This is a genomic window from Noviherbaspirillum sp. (genome assembly GCF_035944575.1).
In the GTDB taxonomy this organism is placed as follows: domain Bacteria; phylum Pseudomonadota; class Gammaproteobacteria; order Burkholderiales; family Burkholderiaceae_D; genus Noviherbaspirillum.
Map to the genome: position 1 here is coordinate 1 of NZ_DASZBA010000051.1, position 13,450 is coordinate 13,450.

The 13,450-nt window shown below is 62.0% G+C and carries 14 protein-coding genes; 9 read left to right on the plus strand and 5 right to left on the minus strand.

Annotated elements, in window-relative coordinates:
- The first annotated feature begins 146 nt into the window (after window positions 1-146).
- A complete protein-coding gene (locus VGU61_RS02910) occupies window positions 147-1,682 on the plus strand; it encodes a class I adenylate-forming enzyme family protein (RefSeq protein WP_326857603.1) in 1,536 nt (511 codons plus the stop codon).
- Between the two features lie 274 nt (window positions 1,683-1,956).
- Window positions 1,957-2,751, plus strand: a complete 795-nt coding sequence (locus VGU61_RS02915; RefSeq protein ID WP_326857614.1) for an IclR family transcriptional regulator — start codon at window positions 1,957-1,959, stop codon at window positions 2,749-2,751.
- A 156-nt stretch (window positions 2,752-2,907) separates the two neighbouring features.
- On the opposite strand, the gene VGU61_RS02920 is transcribed toward VGU61_RS02915, so the two are convergent.
- Window positions 2,908-3,156 carry a hypothetical protein gene (locus tag VGU61_RS02920; protein WP_326857616.1) on the minus strand — a complete coding sequence of 83 codons (249 nt, stop codon included), beginning with the start codon at window positions 3,154-3,156 and terminating at the stop codon, window positions 2,908-2,910.
- On the opposite strand from VGU61_RS02920, the gene VGU61_RS02925 reads away from it, so the two are divergent.
- Window positions 3,121-3,759 carry a class I SAM-dependent methyltransferase gene (locus VGU61_RS02925; RefSeq protein WP_326857615.1) on the plus strand — a complete coding sequence of 213 codons (639 nt, stop codon included), beginning with the start codon at window positions 3,121-3,123 and terminating at the stop codon, window positions 3,757-3,759. The genes VGU61_RS02920 and VGU61_RS02925 overlap by 36 nt on opposite strands.
- Window positions 3,760-3,771: 12 nt before the next feature.
- Here the strand turns inward: VGU61_RS02925 and VGU61_RS02930 are convergent, their stop codons facing one another.
- From VGU61_RS02930 to fdxA, 4 genes are all read right to left on the minus strand, one after another.
- Complete coding sequence (locus tag VGU61_RS02930) at window positions 3,772-4,971, minus strand: amidohydrolase family protein (RefSeq protein ID WP_326857604.1); 1,200 nt, start codon at window positions 4,969-4,971, stop codon at window positions 3,772-3,774.
- Window positions 4,972-4,999: 28 nt separating this feature from the next.
- Window positions 5,000-5,734, minus strand: a complete 735-nt coding sequence (locus tag VGU61_RS02935; RefSeq protein ID WP_326857605.1) for a TetR/AcrR family transcriptional regulator — start codon at window positions 5,732-5,734, stop codon at window positions 5,000-5,002.
- A gap of 73 nt (window positions 5,735-5,807) precedes the next feature.
- Entirely contained in the window at window positions 5,808-6,581 is a 774-nt protein-coding gene (locus tag VGU61_RS02940; RefSeq protein WP_326857606.1) for a ferredoxin--NADP reductase, read from the minus strand.
- A 63-nt stretch (window positions 6,582-6,644) separates the two neighbouring features.
- Entirely contained in the window at window positions 6,645-6,968 is a 324-nt protein-coding gene (fdxA, locus tag VGU61_RS02945; protein WP_326857607.1) for a ferredoxin FdxA, read from the minus strand.
- A gap of 295 nt (window positions 6,969-7,263) precedes the next feature.
- Between fdxA and VGU61_RS02950 the strand changes: the two genes are divergently transcribed.
- The 6 genes from VGU61_RS02950 to VGU61_RS02975 form a co-directional block, all read left to right on the plus strand.
- The gene (locus VGU61_RS02950) at window positions 7,264-8,868 is read left to right on the plus strand and encodes a 6-hydroxynicotinate reductase (RefSeq protein WP_326857608.1); all 1,605 of its coding nucleotides are present in this window, start codon (window positions 7,264-7,266) and stop codon (window positions 8,866-8,868) included.
- 14 nt (window positions 8,869-8,882) lie between these two features.
- The gene (locus VGU61_RS02955) at window positions 8,883-9,827 is read left to right on the plus strand and encodes a UPF0280 family protein (RefSeq protein WP_326857609.1); all 945 of its coding nucleotides are present in this window, start codon (window positions 8,883-8,885) and stop codon (window positions 9,825-9,827) included.
- Window positions 9,828-9,872: 45 nt separating this feature from the next.
- Entirely contained in the window at window positions 9,873-10,493 is a 621-nt protein-coding gene (locus VGU61_RS02960; protein WP_326857610.1) for an amino acid synthesis family protein, read from the plus strand.
- Between the two features lie 38 nt (window positions 10,494-10,531).
- On the plus strand, window positions 10,532-11,116 hold the full coding sequence (locus VGU61_RS02965) for an amino acid synthesis family protein (protein WP_326857611.1): 585 nt from the start codon (window positions 10,532-10,534) through the stop codon (window positions 11,114-11,116).
- A gap of 65 nt (window positions 11,117-11,181) precedes the next feature.
- A complete protein-coding gene (locus tag VGU61_RS02970; protein ID WP_326857612.1) occupies window positions 11,182-12,387 on the plus strand; it encodes an ABC transporter substrate-binding protein in 1,206 nt (401 codons plus the stop codon).
- Between the two features lie 237 nt (window positions 12,388-12,624).
- A partial coding sequence (locus VGU61_RS02975) for a branched-chain amino acid ABC transporter permease (RefSeq protein WP_326857613.1) occupies window positions 12,625-13,450 on the plus strand: 826 nt, incomplete at its 3' end.

The following is a 13,450-nucleotide window of genomic DNA, read 5'->3' on the forward strand; positions in this document are numbered from 1 at the left end:
TGCAGAACCAAGTTCTGCAAATACATTGATTTTTCAATGCGCTTATGACACCATCGGCGCCATGATCCATGGCAAATTCCCGTGACGACGAAACTGCATCCGCTTGCTGAAGTCCGTCGCATATTGCCCGCATACAGAGGAATGAGATGAACCAAGCCGCGCCGCTGCCGCGCCGTATCCATGAAGCCTTTCTGCCTTGGGCAGCCAGTCATGCCGAGCGTTCCGCGCTGATCGATGCCGATCGCACTATTACCTACGGCGAACTCGGCGGCATCGTGGATGCGGTGGCTGATCGCCTGCGGGAGGCCGGCGTGCGCGCCGGTGATCGCGTGCTGCTGGTGGCGGAAAATTCGGTCGCCCTGTGCGTATGCATCCTGGCCGTCAGCCGTCTCGATGCATGGTCCGCCAGCGTCAATGCCCGTCTTTCCGAACGGGAAATCGATAATTTCCTCAGCCACTCCGGCGCGCGCCGCGCGCTGTACTTCAGCGCGGTGTCGCCGCAGGCCAAGGCGCACGGCGAGGCACGCGGCGCACAACCGGTGGAGTGGCCCGGCATCGGCGGACTGATGCTGGGTGCGCTGAACGAAGCGGCGGTTCCCGAGCCGGTCGCGTATGACGGCGCCGAGCAGGTGGCCGCGATGGTGTACACCTCCGGCACTACCGGCGCGCCCAAGGCGGTGATGCTCACGCATGCCAATCTGATGTTCGTCGGCGCCAATACCACCCGCATGCGCAGGATGACGCCGGAAGATGTCGTCTATGGCGTCCTGCCGTTGTCGCATGTGTATGGACTCTCTTCGCTGCTGATGGCGCCATTGATGTCGGGCGCCGCATTGCGCCTGGTGCCCCGCTTTCAGGTCGGTGATCTGGTGCACGCGCTGGGGGAGGGCGGCATCACGGTATTGCATGGCGCACCGGCGATGTACGCCAAGCTGGTCGAATGGGGCGAGACGAAAGGTATTTCCGTGCCAGCACCCAAGCTGCGCGTCGCGCAGTCCGGTGGCGCCCCGTTGACCTTGCCGCTGAAGCAGGGCTTTGAAAAGATGTTCGGCATGCCGCTGCAAAACGGCTATGGCATGACCGAGGCGTCGCCATCGATCTGTCAAACCCGGCTCGATGCGCCGCGCACCGATTGCTCGGTGGGCCTGGCGATCCCTGGTGTCGAAATCAAGTTGCACGGCGCGGAGAACAGCGCCGAGGGTATCGGCGAACTGTGGGTGCGCGGACCGAATGTGATGAAGGGTTATTACCGCGCGCCGGAACTGACCGCCGAAACCGTCACCGAAGACGGCTGGCTGCGCACCGGTGACCTGGCGCGAATGGAAGACGACGGCGCGGTGTTCATCGTCGGACGCAGCAAGGAGCTGATTATCCGTTCGGGATTCAATGTCTATCCCGTCGAGGTGGAGCAGGTGCTCAATGCCTATCCGGAAGTAGTGCAGTCTGCAGTCGTGGGGCGTGCGGTGGATGGCAACGAGGAAGTAGTCGCCTTTGTCGAACCGTCGCAAGGCGTGGCGGTCGATATGGACAAGCTGCGCGCCCACCTGAAAGCCAATCTGTCGCCGTACAAGATGCCGAGCGAGATCGTGGTGCTCGAACACCTTCCGGCGGCGGCGACCGGCAAGGTGCTGAAGAAGGAATTGCAACGCATGGCGGCGGAGCGTGGAAGCAGCGCCACATAGATGTTTGCATTTGACCGGCCCGTTGACACGGCGGCGTGCCGCTTGCGGGTGGTGTTGGTTATTGGTGAGCAGGGGGATTTACAGGATAATGCAGCGAGTTTTTGCACCGCTGTCCGATGCGGCCGCGTGATGGCGCGGAAAGCAAGCGATGGCGAAGCAAAGAATGACTTTCAGGATGCGCCTGGCGCATACGAGTAGTCCGCATCAGCGCAATAACTAAGCGCAGTACCTAACCGAGCAAAACATCATGCTGACGAAAACCATGGCAAAAGAAATGAACGAAGAACAAGTCCCTGTGGTGCAGAAGTCAAATGCCAAGGAAGACCGGCACTTCGTGACCGCGCTGGCCCGGGGATTGGAAGTGCTTGCATGCTTCCGGTCCGGCGAGAAGCTGCTCGGCAACCAGGAGCTCGCCGATCGCAGCAAGCTGCCGAAATCCACCGTCTCCCGTCTCACCTACACACTGACCAAGCTCGGTTACCTGCAATACGACGACGACATGGGCAAATACCGGCTCGGCACCGCCAGCCTGGCGCTGGGAAGCGCGATGCTGTCCAAGCTCGACATCCGGCAGTTCGCCCGTCCCTATATGCAGGAACTCGCCGACTTCTCGCACGCCACCGTCTCCCTCGGCATGCGCGACCGTCTCAGCATGATCTACGTCGAAAACTGCCGCAGCCAGGCGGCGCTGACGCTGCGGCTCGACGTCGGCGCGCGGATTCCGATCGCCATCACGGCAATGGGCCGCGCCTACCTCGCCGAAGCGGGCAGCACCGAGCGCAACGACATCCTCGAAAGGGTGCGCGAACTCGATGAAATGAAATGGCCGAGCATCCGCGACGGCGTCAACCGCTCGATCGAGGAATACCATACGCTCGGTTGCTGTACATCGTTCGGAAGCTGGCAGCGCGATGTAAATGCGATTGCGGTCGCCTTCAAGCCGAACAACGGCAGCGCGATCCTCAGCATCAACTGCGGCGGACCGGCATTCAACCTGTCGCCGGAATTCCTGCTCAACGAAGTGCGTCCGAGGCTGATCGAGCTGGTGGACCGTTTCCGACGTACCTGATTTTTCTTTCCTCTTTCCAGCCGGAGCGCTTTGGCTGGAGCATTGTCATTGGATGGAACTGGTAGTGACCTTGCGCCACTTATCGCAGAATGCCACTGCCACTGTAGAAGCTCTCTCCTTATGCGGCATGGCACGATACCTGGCACAAGGAAAACATCAATGGCTATCCTTGCGAAAAATTTGTGTCGCATGTTGAATTGCTTCGCGCAACCGCCTGAAATCCGGCACAGACACCATGACGCGCAACCGCAACCCCTTCACCCGCCTCTCTTCGACAATCTGATTCGCAACACGGCGAAACGAGACGATCCGACCCGTGGACTGCAACTGTTTCTTCGTGATCCAGCGCATAGTCGCGCAGGCAGGGCAATCGACCTTGGTGCGGGAGGAGGGCGTGATAGTCATGCGCTCGTTTGCAAGGGATGGCAGGTCATGGCAATAGACCCGTCGCCATCAGCTGCAGCAGCCTTACGGAAAAGAAAGCTTAAAGGTGTGACGGTCGTTGCCGGGGTTTTGCAAGATGCGAGGGCGCGCACTAATTCAATCGACCTCGTAAATGCGCAATGGGTCATGCCTTTCATCCAGGGTAATGAACTGGAAAAAACCATCAAGGAAGTTGCACGCATCCTGAGGCCGGGCGGCTATTTCTGCGCCTCGTTCTTTGGGACGGAGCATTCATGGAACGACGGCAGGCATCCTCGGATGACATTCCATGACGAGCAAGCCGTTAATGAATTACTGCACGCGGCCGGATTGGCGACAGGGCGCACTGAGCGCCACGCGAAATCACGCAAGGCCGGAAACGGCGAGATGGTGCCAAATTGGGATGAAATCCTCGTCCTTGCCCGTAAGCCTGAATCTACGCGACGCTCGTCCATCAGTGGGCTTGCGCAGCGACTGCGTGCAGCAGCTGAAGTCGCTGCCCGGAACATGCGGATACCGGCTTCGGCAGGTGATAGCGTGCAGCCGCGTCGGCATCGCGCCACCAAGGAAATGACACCTGGCTGATTTCTTGCCGTCTTAACGCCCGGCTGGCACGACGACCGGCACTTCAGTGGCAGGCGGCGTATTGCGGCTGCGTCCACAGCGCACGATGCCATCGATCATCACCATGCCGACCCCGGGCAGATCGCCCAACTGCACGCTGTCGAGCAGATCGCGTCCGACTGAATGCTGGGCCTTGTCCATGAAGACGAAATCCGCCGCACGGCCGGGTTCGATCAGGCCGCAGTTGAGGTTGCGGATGCGGGCCGTATTCCCCGTTGCGAAGCAGAACACCAGCTCGGGCGGGATGCGTCCCAAACTCGAGAGCAGGGCGATCATGCGCAGGATGCCGAGCGGCTGCACGCCTGAACCCGCCGGACCGTCGGTGCCGAGGATCACGCGGTGCGGGCACTTCAGCTGCATGGCCGTCTGGGCAGCCGCGATGGCGACGCGTTCATTGCCGTTGTGAACGATCTCGATGGCACGGCTGGATTTTTCGCACAGTTCGCAGACATGGGCTTCCGACAGCGAGGTGTGGCCACCGTTGATGTGGCCGATGACGTCGGCATCGGCCTCGAGCACCACATCCTTGTCGATCAGGCCGGAGCCGGGAATCGACGGGCCGCCGGTATGGATGGTGCTCTGGATGCCGTATTTGCGCGCCCATGCCACCATCTTCTGCGCTTCCTCGCCGGCCTTCACCGAGCCGAGCCCCACTTCGCCGAGCAGCGTGACGCCGGCTTCGGCGAGTTCCTTGAAGTCATGCTCGGTCATGCCTTTCTCGATCACCGGCGCGCCGGCAATGACCTTGACGCCGCCTGGGCGGAAATTGTCGAATGCGCGCTGGGCCGTGATGGCGAGCGCCTTCAAGCCGATGATGTCCTTGGGACGGCCGGGAAGGTGCACCTCCCCGGCGGAAATCATGCTGGTGACGCCGCCGTTCATGGTGGAATCGATCCATCCGAGCTGGTTCTGGCGCGGTGTCCAGTCGCCGAACACCGGATGCACATGGCTGTCGATCAGCCCCGGCGCGACGCAGGTTCTGCGCGCGTCGATGGTGACGTCGGCCTGCGCGGTGTCGCAATCGGCCTCTTTGCCGACGGCAGTGATCAGGCCGTCATGGATCACGATGGTATCGGCGTCGAGGATCGGCCGGTCGATGTCCCCCGAAAGCAGCAAGCCGATATGTTTGATCACGACCTTGCCGGATGCCGAACTGGTAGCTGCGTCTGCCATGGGATGTCTCCTGTGATGGATGAAATTGTCAGGCGGCCGGCCGTTGTCGTTCGTCGGTGGCAGGCCGTGCCTCCGCGGCATCCGAGGTGATCGATACCTGGCGTATGACGGCGGAGGTGATGAAATCTTCCCAATACGCAAGCGCTTCCGGTGCGGCCAGGTCTTCGCCGAGGAAGGCTGACAGCGTGAAGCGGTTGGAGGTGTAGAAATAGGCGAGGGCGGCGCTCATGAGGTAGATGTCGCGCGCCCGCACATCGGCGCGGAACAGGCGCATTTCGGCGCCGCGTTTGAGCACGCTGTCCATCAGCGAGATGGCGGGCGATGAATACTCGCGCGCGCGCATCGACTTGGAAATATGTTTGCCCCGATGCAGGTTTTCACTGTTCAGCAGGGTGATGAATTCCGGGTTCTGCTGGTAATAGGTCCACATGAAGCGCACCAGCGTCTTCAGGTCCTCCACCGGATTGTCCATCTTGAGGACGAGCTTGGATTCCGCTTCATTGAAACGCCGGTAGGTATCCTCGATGACCGCGATGAACAACTCCTCCTTGTTGCCGAAGTAGTAATAGATCATCCGGTCATGGGACTTGGCCGCCTTCGAGATTTCCTCGATGCGGCCGCCGGCGAAACCATTCTTGGCGAATACCTTCGTCGCCGCGCGCAGGATGTTTTCCTGTGTCGCCTGGGCGGCCATCTCGCGCACCCGGGGCCGCCTTGCGGCTGTGGTGCCGGCAGCGGTGCGCCGGGGAGGAGATGTCGCCATAGTGGACCGTTACCCGTTGAACGTGGAGGAAATCGGACTTGCCGCCCGCGGTACCGCTGCGGGCGGCATGAGATTACTGTTCCGCAAATGCGCGCTCGATTACGAAATCGCCCGGCGTCGAGGTATTGCCTTCCTTGAAGCCGTCTTTCTCCAGCATGACTTTCAGGTCGCGCAGCATGCCCGGGCTGCCGCAGATCATCACCCGGTCGATGGCGGGATCCAGCTTTGGCACGCCTAAATCTTCGAACAGCTTGCCGCTGGTGATCAGGTCGGTCACGCGGCCCATGTTCTTGTATTGCTCGCGGGTGACGGTGGGGTAATAGCGCAGTTTGCTGGTGATCATGTCGCCGAGGAATTCATGGTTCGGCAGATGCTCGACCAGCACGTCGTGGTAGGCCAGTTCATCGACCTGCCGCACGCCGTGGACCAGGATGACCTGTTCGAATTTTTCGTAGGTTTCCGGGTCGCGGATGATGCTCATGAACGGCGCCAGGCCGGTGCCGGTGGACAGCAGGTACAGGCGCTTGCCGGGGAGAAGGTAGTCGGTGACCAGCGTGCCGGTCGGCTTGCGGCCGACGATGATGGTGTCGCCGACCTGGATATTCTGCAGGCGGGAGGTCAGGGGACCGTCCGGCACCTTGATGCTGAGGAATTCCAGATGGTCTTCGTAATTCGCACTGACGATGCTGTACGCCCTCAGCAGGGGTTTGCCATTCACCCGCAGGCCGATCATCGTGAAATGGCCGTTGCTGAAACGCAGCGACGGATCGCGTGTCGTGGTGAACGTGAAAAGGCGGTCGGTCCAGTGGTGAACGGACAAAACCCGCTCTTCGTTAAGGGCACTCATATTCTCTCCATAGTCAACATAAAAAGTTCAGCCTGGGGACCCCGGGAAGGCGGAGGTCCGTTTTCAGCGTTCCAAATACGCCAGTTTACCAGTCTGTTCCTTCCATGCATCCGCTTCCGGCAACGGGCCGTTGCGTTTTGAGATTGTCGGCCATACGGCGGCCAGTTCGGCATTGAGTCCGGTGAACGCCTGCATGCCTGCTGGCAGGTCTTCTTCCGCATAAATTGCCTCCACCGGGCACTCGGAAACGCATACCGCGCAATCGATGCACTCGTCCGGGTCGATCACCAGGAAATTCGGGCCTTCCTTGAAGCAATCCACCGGGCAGACATCGACACAGTCGGTGTATTTGCAGCGGATGCAGGTTTCAGTGACAACGTGGGTCATCGGAATCTCCTTGTGGACAGGCCTGCGAACTTCGGTTGATGTAGAGACTACAACATGAATATGTAGTGTACACTAAACGAAAATGTAGTGTACACTACATCGAAGGATATTTGGAAAGTGTTGGGCGGTGTGCCCTGTGGCGGGTTGCAGGAGCTTGCTGCCGAACTGGATTTTCCGCATGGCTCATCCCCTTCGCAGGAGGAGGGAGCCTGACGGAACGCAGTAGACGATGCCTGGAAAAATAGCGCTGCGAAAAATGGCAGCCTGATCGCAGTTCACCGGAGACGCGAGCATCATGACCGAGCACACCAAGACCGACGGCCTGCCGGAGTTCGAGGCGCAAATCCTTGAGCGTGCAAAGCCGCGCAGCGAGCGCATGGCCAGCGACAAGATCGAATGCAATGCCTGTCCGGTACTGTGTCAGATCACTGCCGGGAGATCAGGCGCCTGCGACCGCTACGCCAATGTCGACGGCACCCTGGTGCGGGTCGATCCGGTGGTTCTCCTGAGAAAGACCCTGGCGTCGGAGAATGGCGCGGTCGTGCCGTTCACCGGCCGCCCCGTTTTGCCCGCCACCGAAGGCAATGCCGTCGCCGAAGCCGAATGGAACGGCGACCTGCTGCAATCCGGCGAGGTATTCGTGACCGGCGTCGGTTCCTCCACCACCTATCCCGATTACAAGCCCGCGCCCTTCATCGTCTCATCCAACGCCGGCGGCGTCGACATGGTGACGGTGGTGACCGAGGGCATCTTCAGCTACTGCAGCCTCAAGGTAAAGATCGACACCGACCGCTATCTCGGCCCGGAACAGGCGAACGTCCGCTACAAGGGCGAGGTCGTCGGCCATGTGACGACCGCCGAGTACGGCTCCCAGATGCTGTCGCTCGGCGGCGTTCACCACCTCACCGGCGGCAGCAAGAAGGAAGGCCGCCTCACGGTGGAAATGATGCAGCGCCTCGGTAACAAGCAATCGGCGGACCTCAGCATCGACGGCGGCTCCCAAATCCTGATCCAGGCCGGCCGCGCGCCCATCGTCAATGGCGTCGAAGAACAGCGCATGCGGGTCGGATGCGGATCGGCGACGATCGGCATTTTCGCGCGGCAATTCTTTGGCCTTGCCGATGAGGTCATCGTCGTCGACGACCATATCACCGGTGTGCTCACCGAGCACCAGGCGGGCCGCTGCCTCGACATGCCGCTGTCCGGCGTCAAGATCCGCGGCCGCAAATCGACGCCCGGCCGCTATTTCCAGGTCGCCAATCCCGGCGTGGGCTGGGGCGGCACCGACATCGCCGACCCGCTCGCCATCATCGAAGGCTGGGACCAGGCCATCGCGCGCCCGGGAATGCGGCTGCTGATGACATCGACCACCGGCGAACATGCCGCCTGGTTCATCCTCGACGACAACCTGCATCCGGTCGAGCAGCCGATGCCGTCCGAAGTCGAAAAAGTGGTGCAGCGCATCGGCGAAAATTGTGAGCCGTCCCTCACGACCGTCCTGTTTCTCGGCGGCGCCGGCGGCAGCCTGCGTGCCGGCGTGACGGAAAACCCGGTGTTGCTGACACGCTCGATCAAGCAGGCGATGGTCAACGTTACCTGCGGTGGCGCACCGGCCTACATCTGGCCTGGCGGCGGCATCACCATCATGACCGACGTCATGCGCATGCCGGACAACAGCTTCGGCACCGTGCCGACGCCCGCCATCGTCGCGCCGATCGAGTTCACCATGAAACTGGCCGACTACCAGGCGCTGGGCGGCCACATGGAATATGTACGCACGCTCGCTTCGGTGCTCGAAACCGGCGCCTGGCATAACGAAGGCGCGCCAACCGGACGCAAATGGGTGCAGCAGCCGTCCGTCAACGAGTGGCCGGCAGCAGTCGGCCCGATGCTGGGCTGACCGGAGCCGATACCATGGCGCCCCAATTCAACAAACTCCCGGATGGACGCCTGCATTTCTCGCATGGTCCGATCGACCTCGTCATTCAGGCGGACGGACGGCAGGATGCGGTTCGTGCCGCGCATCGGGATGCATGGCGGCGCTTTCAGACCGTGTTGCCGGATCTGGTCAGTGAACTCCCCGCACTGCAACGACCGGTCGGCGACGCCTGCCCGCTCACGGGCACGGTCGCACGACGCATGTGGGCCGCATGCCATCCGTTTCGCGCCTCGTTCATCACGCCGATGGCGGCGGTGGCGGGCGCGGTGGCGCAGGAAATCATCGCCTGCTACGACCGCCCCGGCATCGACCGCGCCGCCGTGAACAACGGCGGCGACATTGCGCTCCACCTGGGTGCGGATGCCTCATACCGGGTCGGTGTCTGCACCGATATCGTTACTGCCACGCAGGATGCGCTGCGCGGCGATCTGCAGGTCGATGGCGCGATCATGATCACGTCATCCATGCCGGTCCGCGGCGTGGCCACCAGCGGCTGGGGCGGGCGCAGCTTCTCGCTCGGCATCGCCGACAGCGTCACGGTGCTCGCCGCCTCCGCAGCGCAGGCCGATGCCGCCGCCACGGTGATTGCCAATGCGGTCAACATCGACGATGTGCGCATCAAGCGCATGCCTGCCAATCAACTCAAGGACAACGCCGATCTTGGCGATATTCCGGTGACCGTGGATGTGCCGCGCCTGGAATCCGGGCTGATCGACGCCGCCCTGAGCGCCGGCCTTGCGCAGGCACGACGCTTGCAAGAGCAGGTATTGATCTTCGATGCAGTACTCGTCTGCCAGGGACGGGGAATACGGCTTCTGACAGGCTTGCACGAGAGCATGACGGGACAGTCGCCATGCATCCCTGAACGTTTAGCGGCGCAATTCCGGCTCGCCGGTTGCGCATCCGCTGCATTGTGTTAAAAACTCTCTGATAATCTCCATGACCATACCCACCCGGAGCGCCTCATGATCGATATACGCCGTGTCTTCAGCCACGTGGAGGACATCCACCATGAATTCGGGCCGGTGCCGGCGACGCCGCTGCGCCGGGGGTATATTGGCGTGGTGCTCACCAATCCGTATGCGGGGCGCTTCGAGCCCGATATCCTGCCGATGATGGAGCAGCTCAACGAAGTGGGACTGCGGTTCGCGCGCGAACTCCTGTCGCACCTGCGCGTACCTGTGGAACGCATCGAAGGCTACGGCAAGGGCGCCATCATCGGTTCCGCCGGCGAACTGGAACACGGCGCACTGTGGCATGTGCCGGGCGGCTATGCGATGCGGGAACTGCTGGGGTGGACGGAGGAAGCTTCCGCGAACAGCAATGGACAGCCCGGCAACGCGCTGTCCATCGTGCCGTCAACCAAGAAAGTGGCCGGACCGGGAGCAACCCTCGATGTTCCGCTGACCCACATCAATGCTTCTTACGTGCGCAGCCATTTCGATGCGATCGAGGCGCGGGTTCCCGGCGCGCCGCGCGCCGATGAAATGGTGGTGTTCCTCGCGATGAGCACCGGCCCGCGCATCCATGCCCGCGTCGGCGGCCTGGCGGCGAACGCCATTTCACAATGGGACGGCTTGCGCTGAACCGATCGTCAACATTCACTTACTGGAAGGACCAGGCCATGGCAGTCAAGATTCGCAAGCTCATCGTGCAGGTTGACGAAATCCGATCGGAGATGGGCAGGCCCGTCGATCCGCCTACCCGCAAGGCGCTGGCCATGGCGGTGATCGACAATCCCTACGCCGGCCGCTATGCCGAGTCTCTTGATGAACTGATCGCCATCGGCGAAGAGCTGGGCGGCCTGCTTGGCAGCCGCGCGGTCGAGGCGCTCGGCATCGCACCCGACCAGGCGCAAAGCTACGGCAAGGCGGCGATCGTGGGCGAGGGCGGCGAACTGGAACATGCCGCCGCGATCCTGCACCCGAAGCTGGGTGCGCCATTGCGGCAGGCGGTCAGCAAGGGCGCTGCGCTGGTGCCATCGAGCAAGAAAATCGGCGGCATCGGCACCGCGATCGATGTGCCGCTGGGGCACAAGGATGCGGCATTCGTGCGCAGCCACTTCGACGCCATGGAAGCGCGGGTGGCCGACGCGCCGCGTGCCAGCGAGATTGTCGTTGCCGTCGTCGTCACCGACAGCGGCCGGCCAATGCCCCGCGTGGGAGGGCTGCAGTCCCATGAAATCAAAGGCGAGGATGGTTTGCGCTGACAGATTCACAGCGCGCATTGCACAATAAACGACGCATCGATTAGTCCACCACGAAGGAGAACCACATGAAGAAGACCACCAGCTGGCTCACCACTGCCGCTGTTCTCTGGGCTGCCACCAGTGCCGCGACCGCCTATGCCCAAGGCGTCATCAAGATCGGCGAAGTCAACAGCTACAAGGCGCAGCCCGCCTTCCTGGAACCATACCGCAAGGGCCTGGAACTCGCGGTCGAGCAGATCAATGCCGCCGGCGGCGTCAACGGCAAGAAGCTGGAACTGATCATCCGTGACGACAACGGCAACCCGGGCGATGCGGTGCGAGCAGCCGAGGAACTGGTGTCGCGCGAAAAGGTTGACGTGTTGACGGGCACCTTCCTGTCCCACGTCGGCCTGGCGTTGACCGACTACGCCAAGCAGCGCAAGGTCTTCTTCCTCGCCGCCGAACCGCTGACCGACAAGATCGTCTGGCAGAACGGCAACCGCTATACCTTCCGCCTGCGTCCGTCGACCTACATGCAGGTGGCGATGCTGGTGCCGGAAGCCGCCAAGCTGAAAAAGAAGCGCTGGGCCCTCGTGTATCCGAACTATGAATACGGCCAGTCGGCGGTGGCAACCTTCAAGCAGTTGCTGAAGGCGGCACAGCCGGATGTGGAGTTCGTGGCGGAGCAGGCAACGCCGCTGGGCAAGGTGGATTCCGGCAGCGTGGTGCAGGCGCTCGCCGATGCCAAGCCCGATGCGATCTTCAACGTGCTGTTCGGCGCCGACCTGTCGAAGTTCGTGCGTGACGGCAATACGAGGGGCCTGTTCAAGGACCGCGAAGTGGTCAGCCTCCTGACCGGCGAGCCGGAATACCTCGACCCGCTCAAGGATGAAAGCCCGAACGGCTGGATCGTCACCGGTTATCCGTGGTACGGCATCCAGACACCGGAGCACAACGCATTCCGTACCGCCTATGAAGCGAAGTTCAAGGACTATCCGCGCCTCGGTTCGGTGGTCGGATACAGCGCGATCGTGTCGCTGGCGGAAGGCATGAAGAAGGCGCAGTCCACCGATACCGAGAAGATGATCACGGCGTTCAAGGGGTTGAAGGTCATGTCGCCATTCGGGCCGATCACGTACCGCTCGTCGGATCACCAGTCGACCATGGGCGGGTATGTCGGCCGGACGAAGAACGAGAACGGCAAGGGCGTGATGGTGGACTATCGTTATCTGGATGGGGCGAAGTACCTGCCGCCGGATGCGGAAGTGGCGAAGTTGCGACCGGCGGAGTAGGGTGGTTTGTCGGTTAGCAAAATAAGCTGAATAGAAGAATTCAACTACAACCCCGTAAAGTCCCCTCCCCCATGCAGGGGGAGGGTTAGGGTGGGGGTAGTGAGGTCGAGCGATTACATGCAGTCGATCGACCTTCACACCCCCATCCCAGCCTTTCCCCTGCAAGGGGGAATGGGCCTTACGGAGGAACTGCAACCGTAGTCGCATCATTTACTTCTCCCGCTGAAAGACCGTTTCATGAACTTCTCAAGCTTCGCAGTGCAGCTTCTCAACGGCCTGGCGGGCGCATCGTCGCTATTCCTCGTCGCCGCCGGACTGTCACTGATCTTCGGCGTGACGCGCATCGTCAATTTCGCGCACGGTTCCTTCTTCATGGTCGGCATCTATGTCGCCTATACGCTGGTAGGAAAATTCGGCGGCAGCATGGGCTTCTGGCCTGCGCTGATACTGGCGGCGCTGGCCGTCGGCGTGCTCGGCGCCCTGGTGGAAATCATTCTGCTGCGCCGGATCTACCGCGCGCCTGAACTGTTCCAGCTGCTGGCCACATTCGCGCTGGTGCTCGTCATCAAGGACGCGGTGCTGTGGTTCTGGGGCCCGGATGAATTGCTCGGACCGCGCGCGCCGGGCCTGTCCGGATCGGTCACCATCCTCGACCGCCAGTTTCCCACCTATGATTTATTTCTGATCGTTGTCGGGCCGGTGGTGCTCGGCCTCCTGTGGCTGCTGCTCACCCGCACCCGCTGGGGCACCCTGGTGCGTGCCGCTACCCAGGACCGGGAGATGGTCAGCGCGCTCGGCGTCAACCAGGCATGGCTGTTCACCAGCGTGTTCGCGCTCGGCGCATTGCTCGCCGGCCTCGGCGGCGCGCTGCAGTTGCCGCGCGAACCGGCCAACCTGGAGATGGACCTCGTCACGATAGGTGCCGCCTTTGTGGTGGTCGTGGTCGGCGGCATGGGGTCGATTCCCGGCGCCTACATCGCGGCGCTGCTGATCGCGGAAGTGAAAGCCCTCTGCATCTGGCTTGGCCTGACCGAGGTGTTCGGCATCAGCGTGTCGTTCTCCA

Bases quoted from the DNA above. Each gene is read 5' to 3' on its own strand.
- VGU61_RS02910 (WP_326857603.1), top strand. From the start codon at position 147: ATGAACCAAGCCGCGCCGCTGCCGCGCCGTATCCATGAAGCCTTTCTG.
- VGU61_RS02915 (WP_326857614.1), top strand. From the start codon at position 1,957: ATGAACGAAGAACAAGTCCCTGTGGTGCAGAAGTCAAATGCCAAGGAA.
- VGU61_RS02920 (WP_326857616.1), bottom strand. From the start codon at position 3,156: ATGACTATCACGCCCTCCTCCCGCACCAAGGTCGATTGCCCTGCCTGC.
- VGU61_RS02930 (WP_326857604.1), bottom strand. From the start codon at position 4,971: ATGGCAGACGCAGCTACCAGTTCGGCATCCGGCAAGGTCGTGATCAAA.
- VGU61_RS02935 (WP_326857605.1), bottom strand. From the start codon at position 5,734: ATGGCGACATCTCCTCCCCGGCGCACCGCTGCCGGCACCACAGCCGCA.
- VGU61_RS02940 (WP_326857606.1), bottom strand. From the start codon at position 6,581: ATGAGTGCCCTTAACGAAGAGCGGGTTTTGTCCGTTCACCACTGGACC.
- fdxA (WP_326857607.1), bottom strand. From the start codon at position 6,968: ATGACCCACGTTGTCACTGAAACCTGCATCCGCTGCAAATACACCGAC.
- VGU61_RS02950 (WP_326857608.1), top strand. From the start codon at position 7,264: ATGACCGAGCACACCAAGACCGACGGCCTGCCGGAGTTCGAGGCGCAA.
- VGU61_RS02955 (WP_326857609.1), top strand. From the start codon at position 8,883: ATGGCGCCCCAATTCAACAAACTCCCGGATGGACGCCTGCATTTCTCG.
- VGU61_RS02960 (WP_326857610.1), top strand. From the start codon at position 9,873: ATGATCGATATACGCCGTGTCTTCAGCCACGTGGAGGACATCCACCAT.
- VGU61_RS02965 (WP_326857611.1), top strand. From the start codon at position 10,532: ATGGCAGTCAAGATTCGCAAGCTCATCGTGCAGGTTGACGAAATCCGA.
- VGU61_RS02970 (WP_326857612.1), top strand. From the start codon at position 11,182: ATGAAGAAGACCACCAGCTGGCTCACCACTGCCGCTGTTCTCTGGGCT.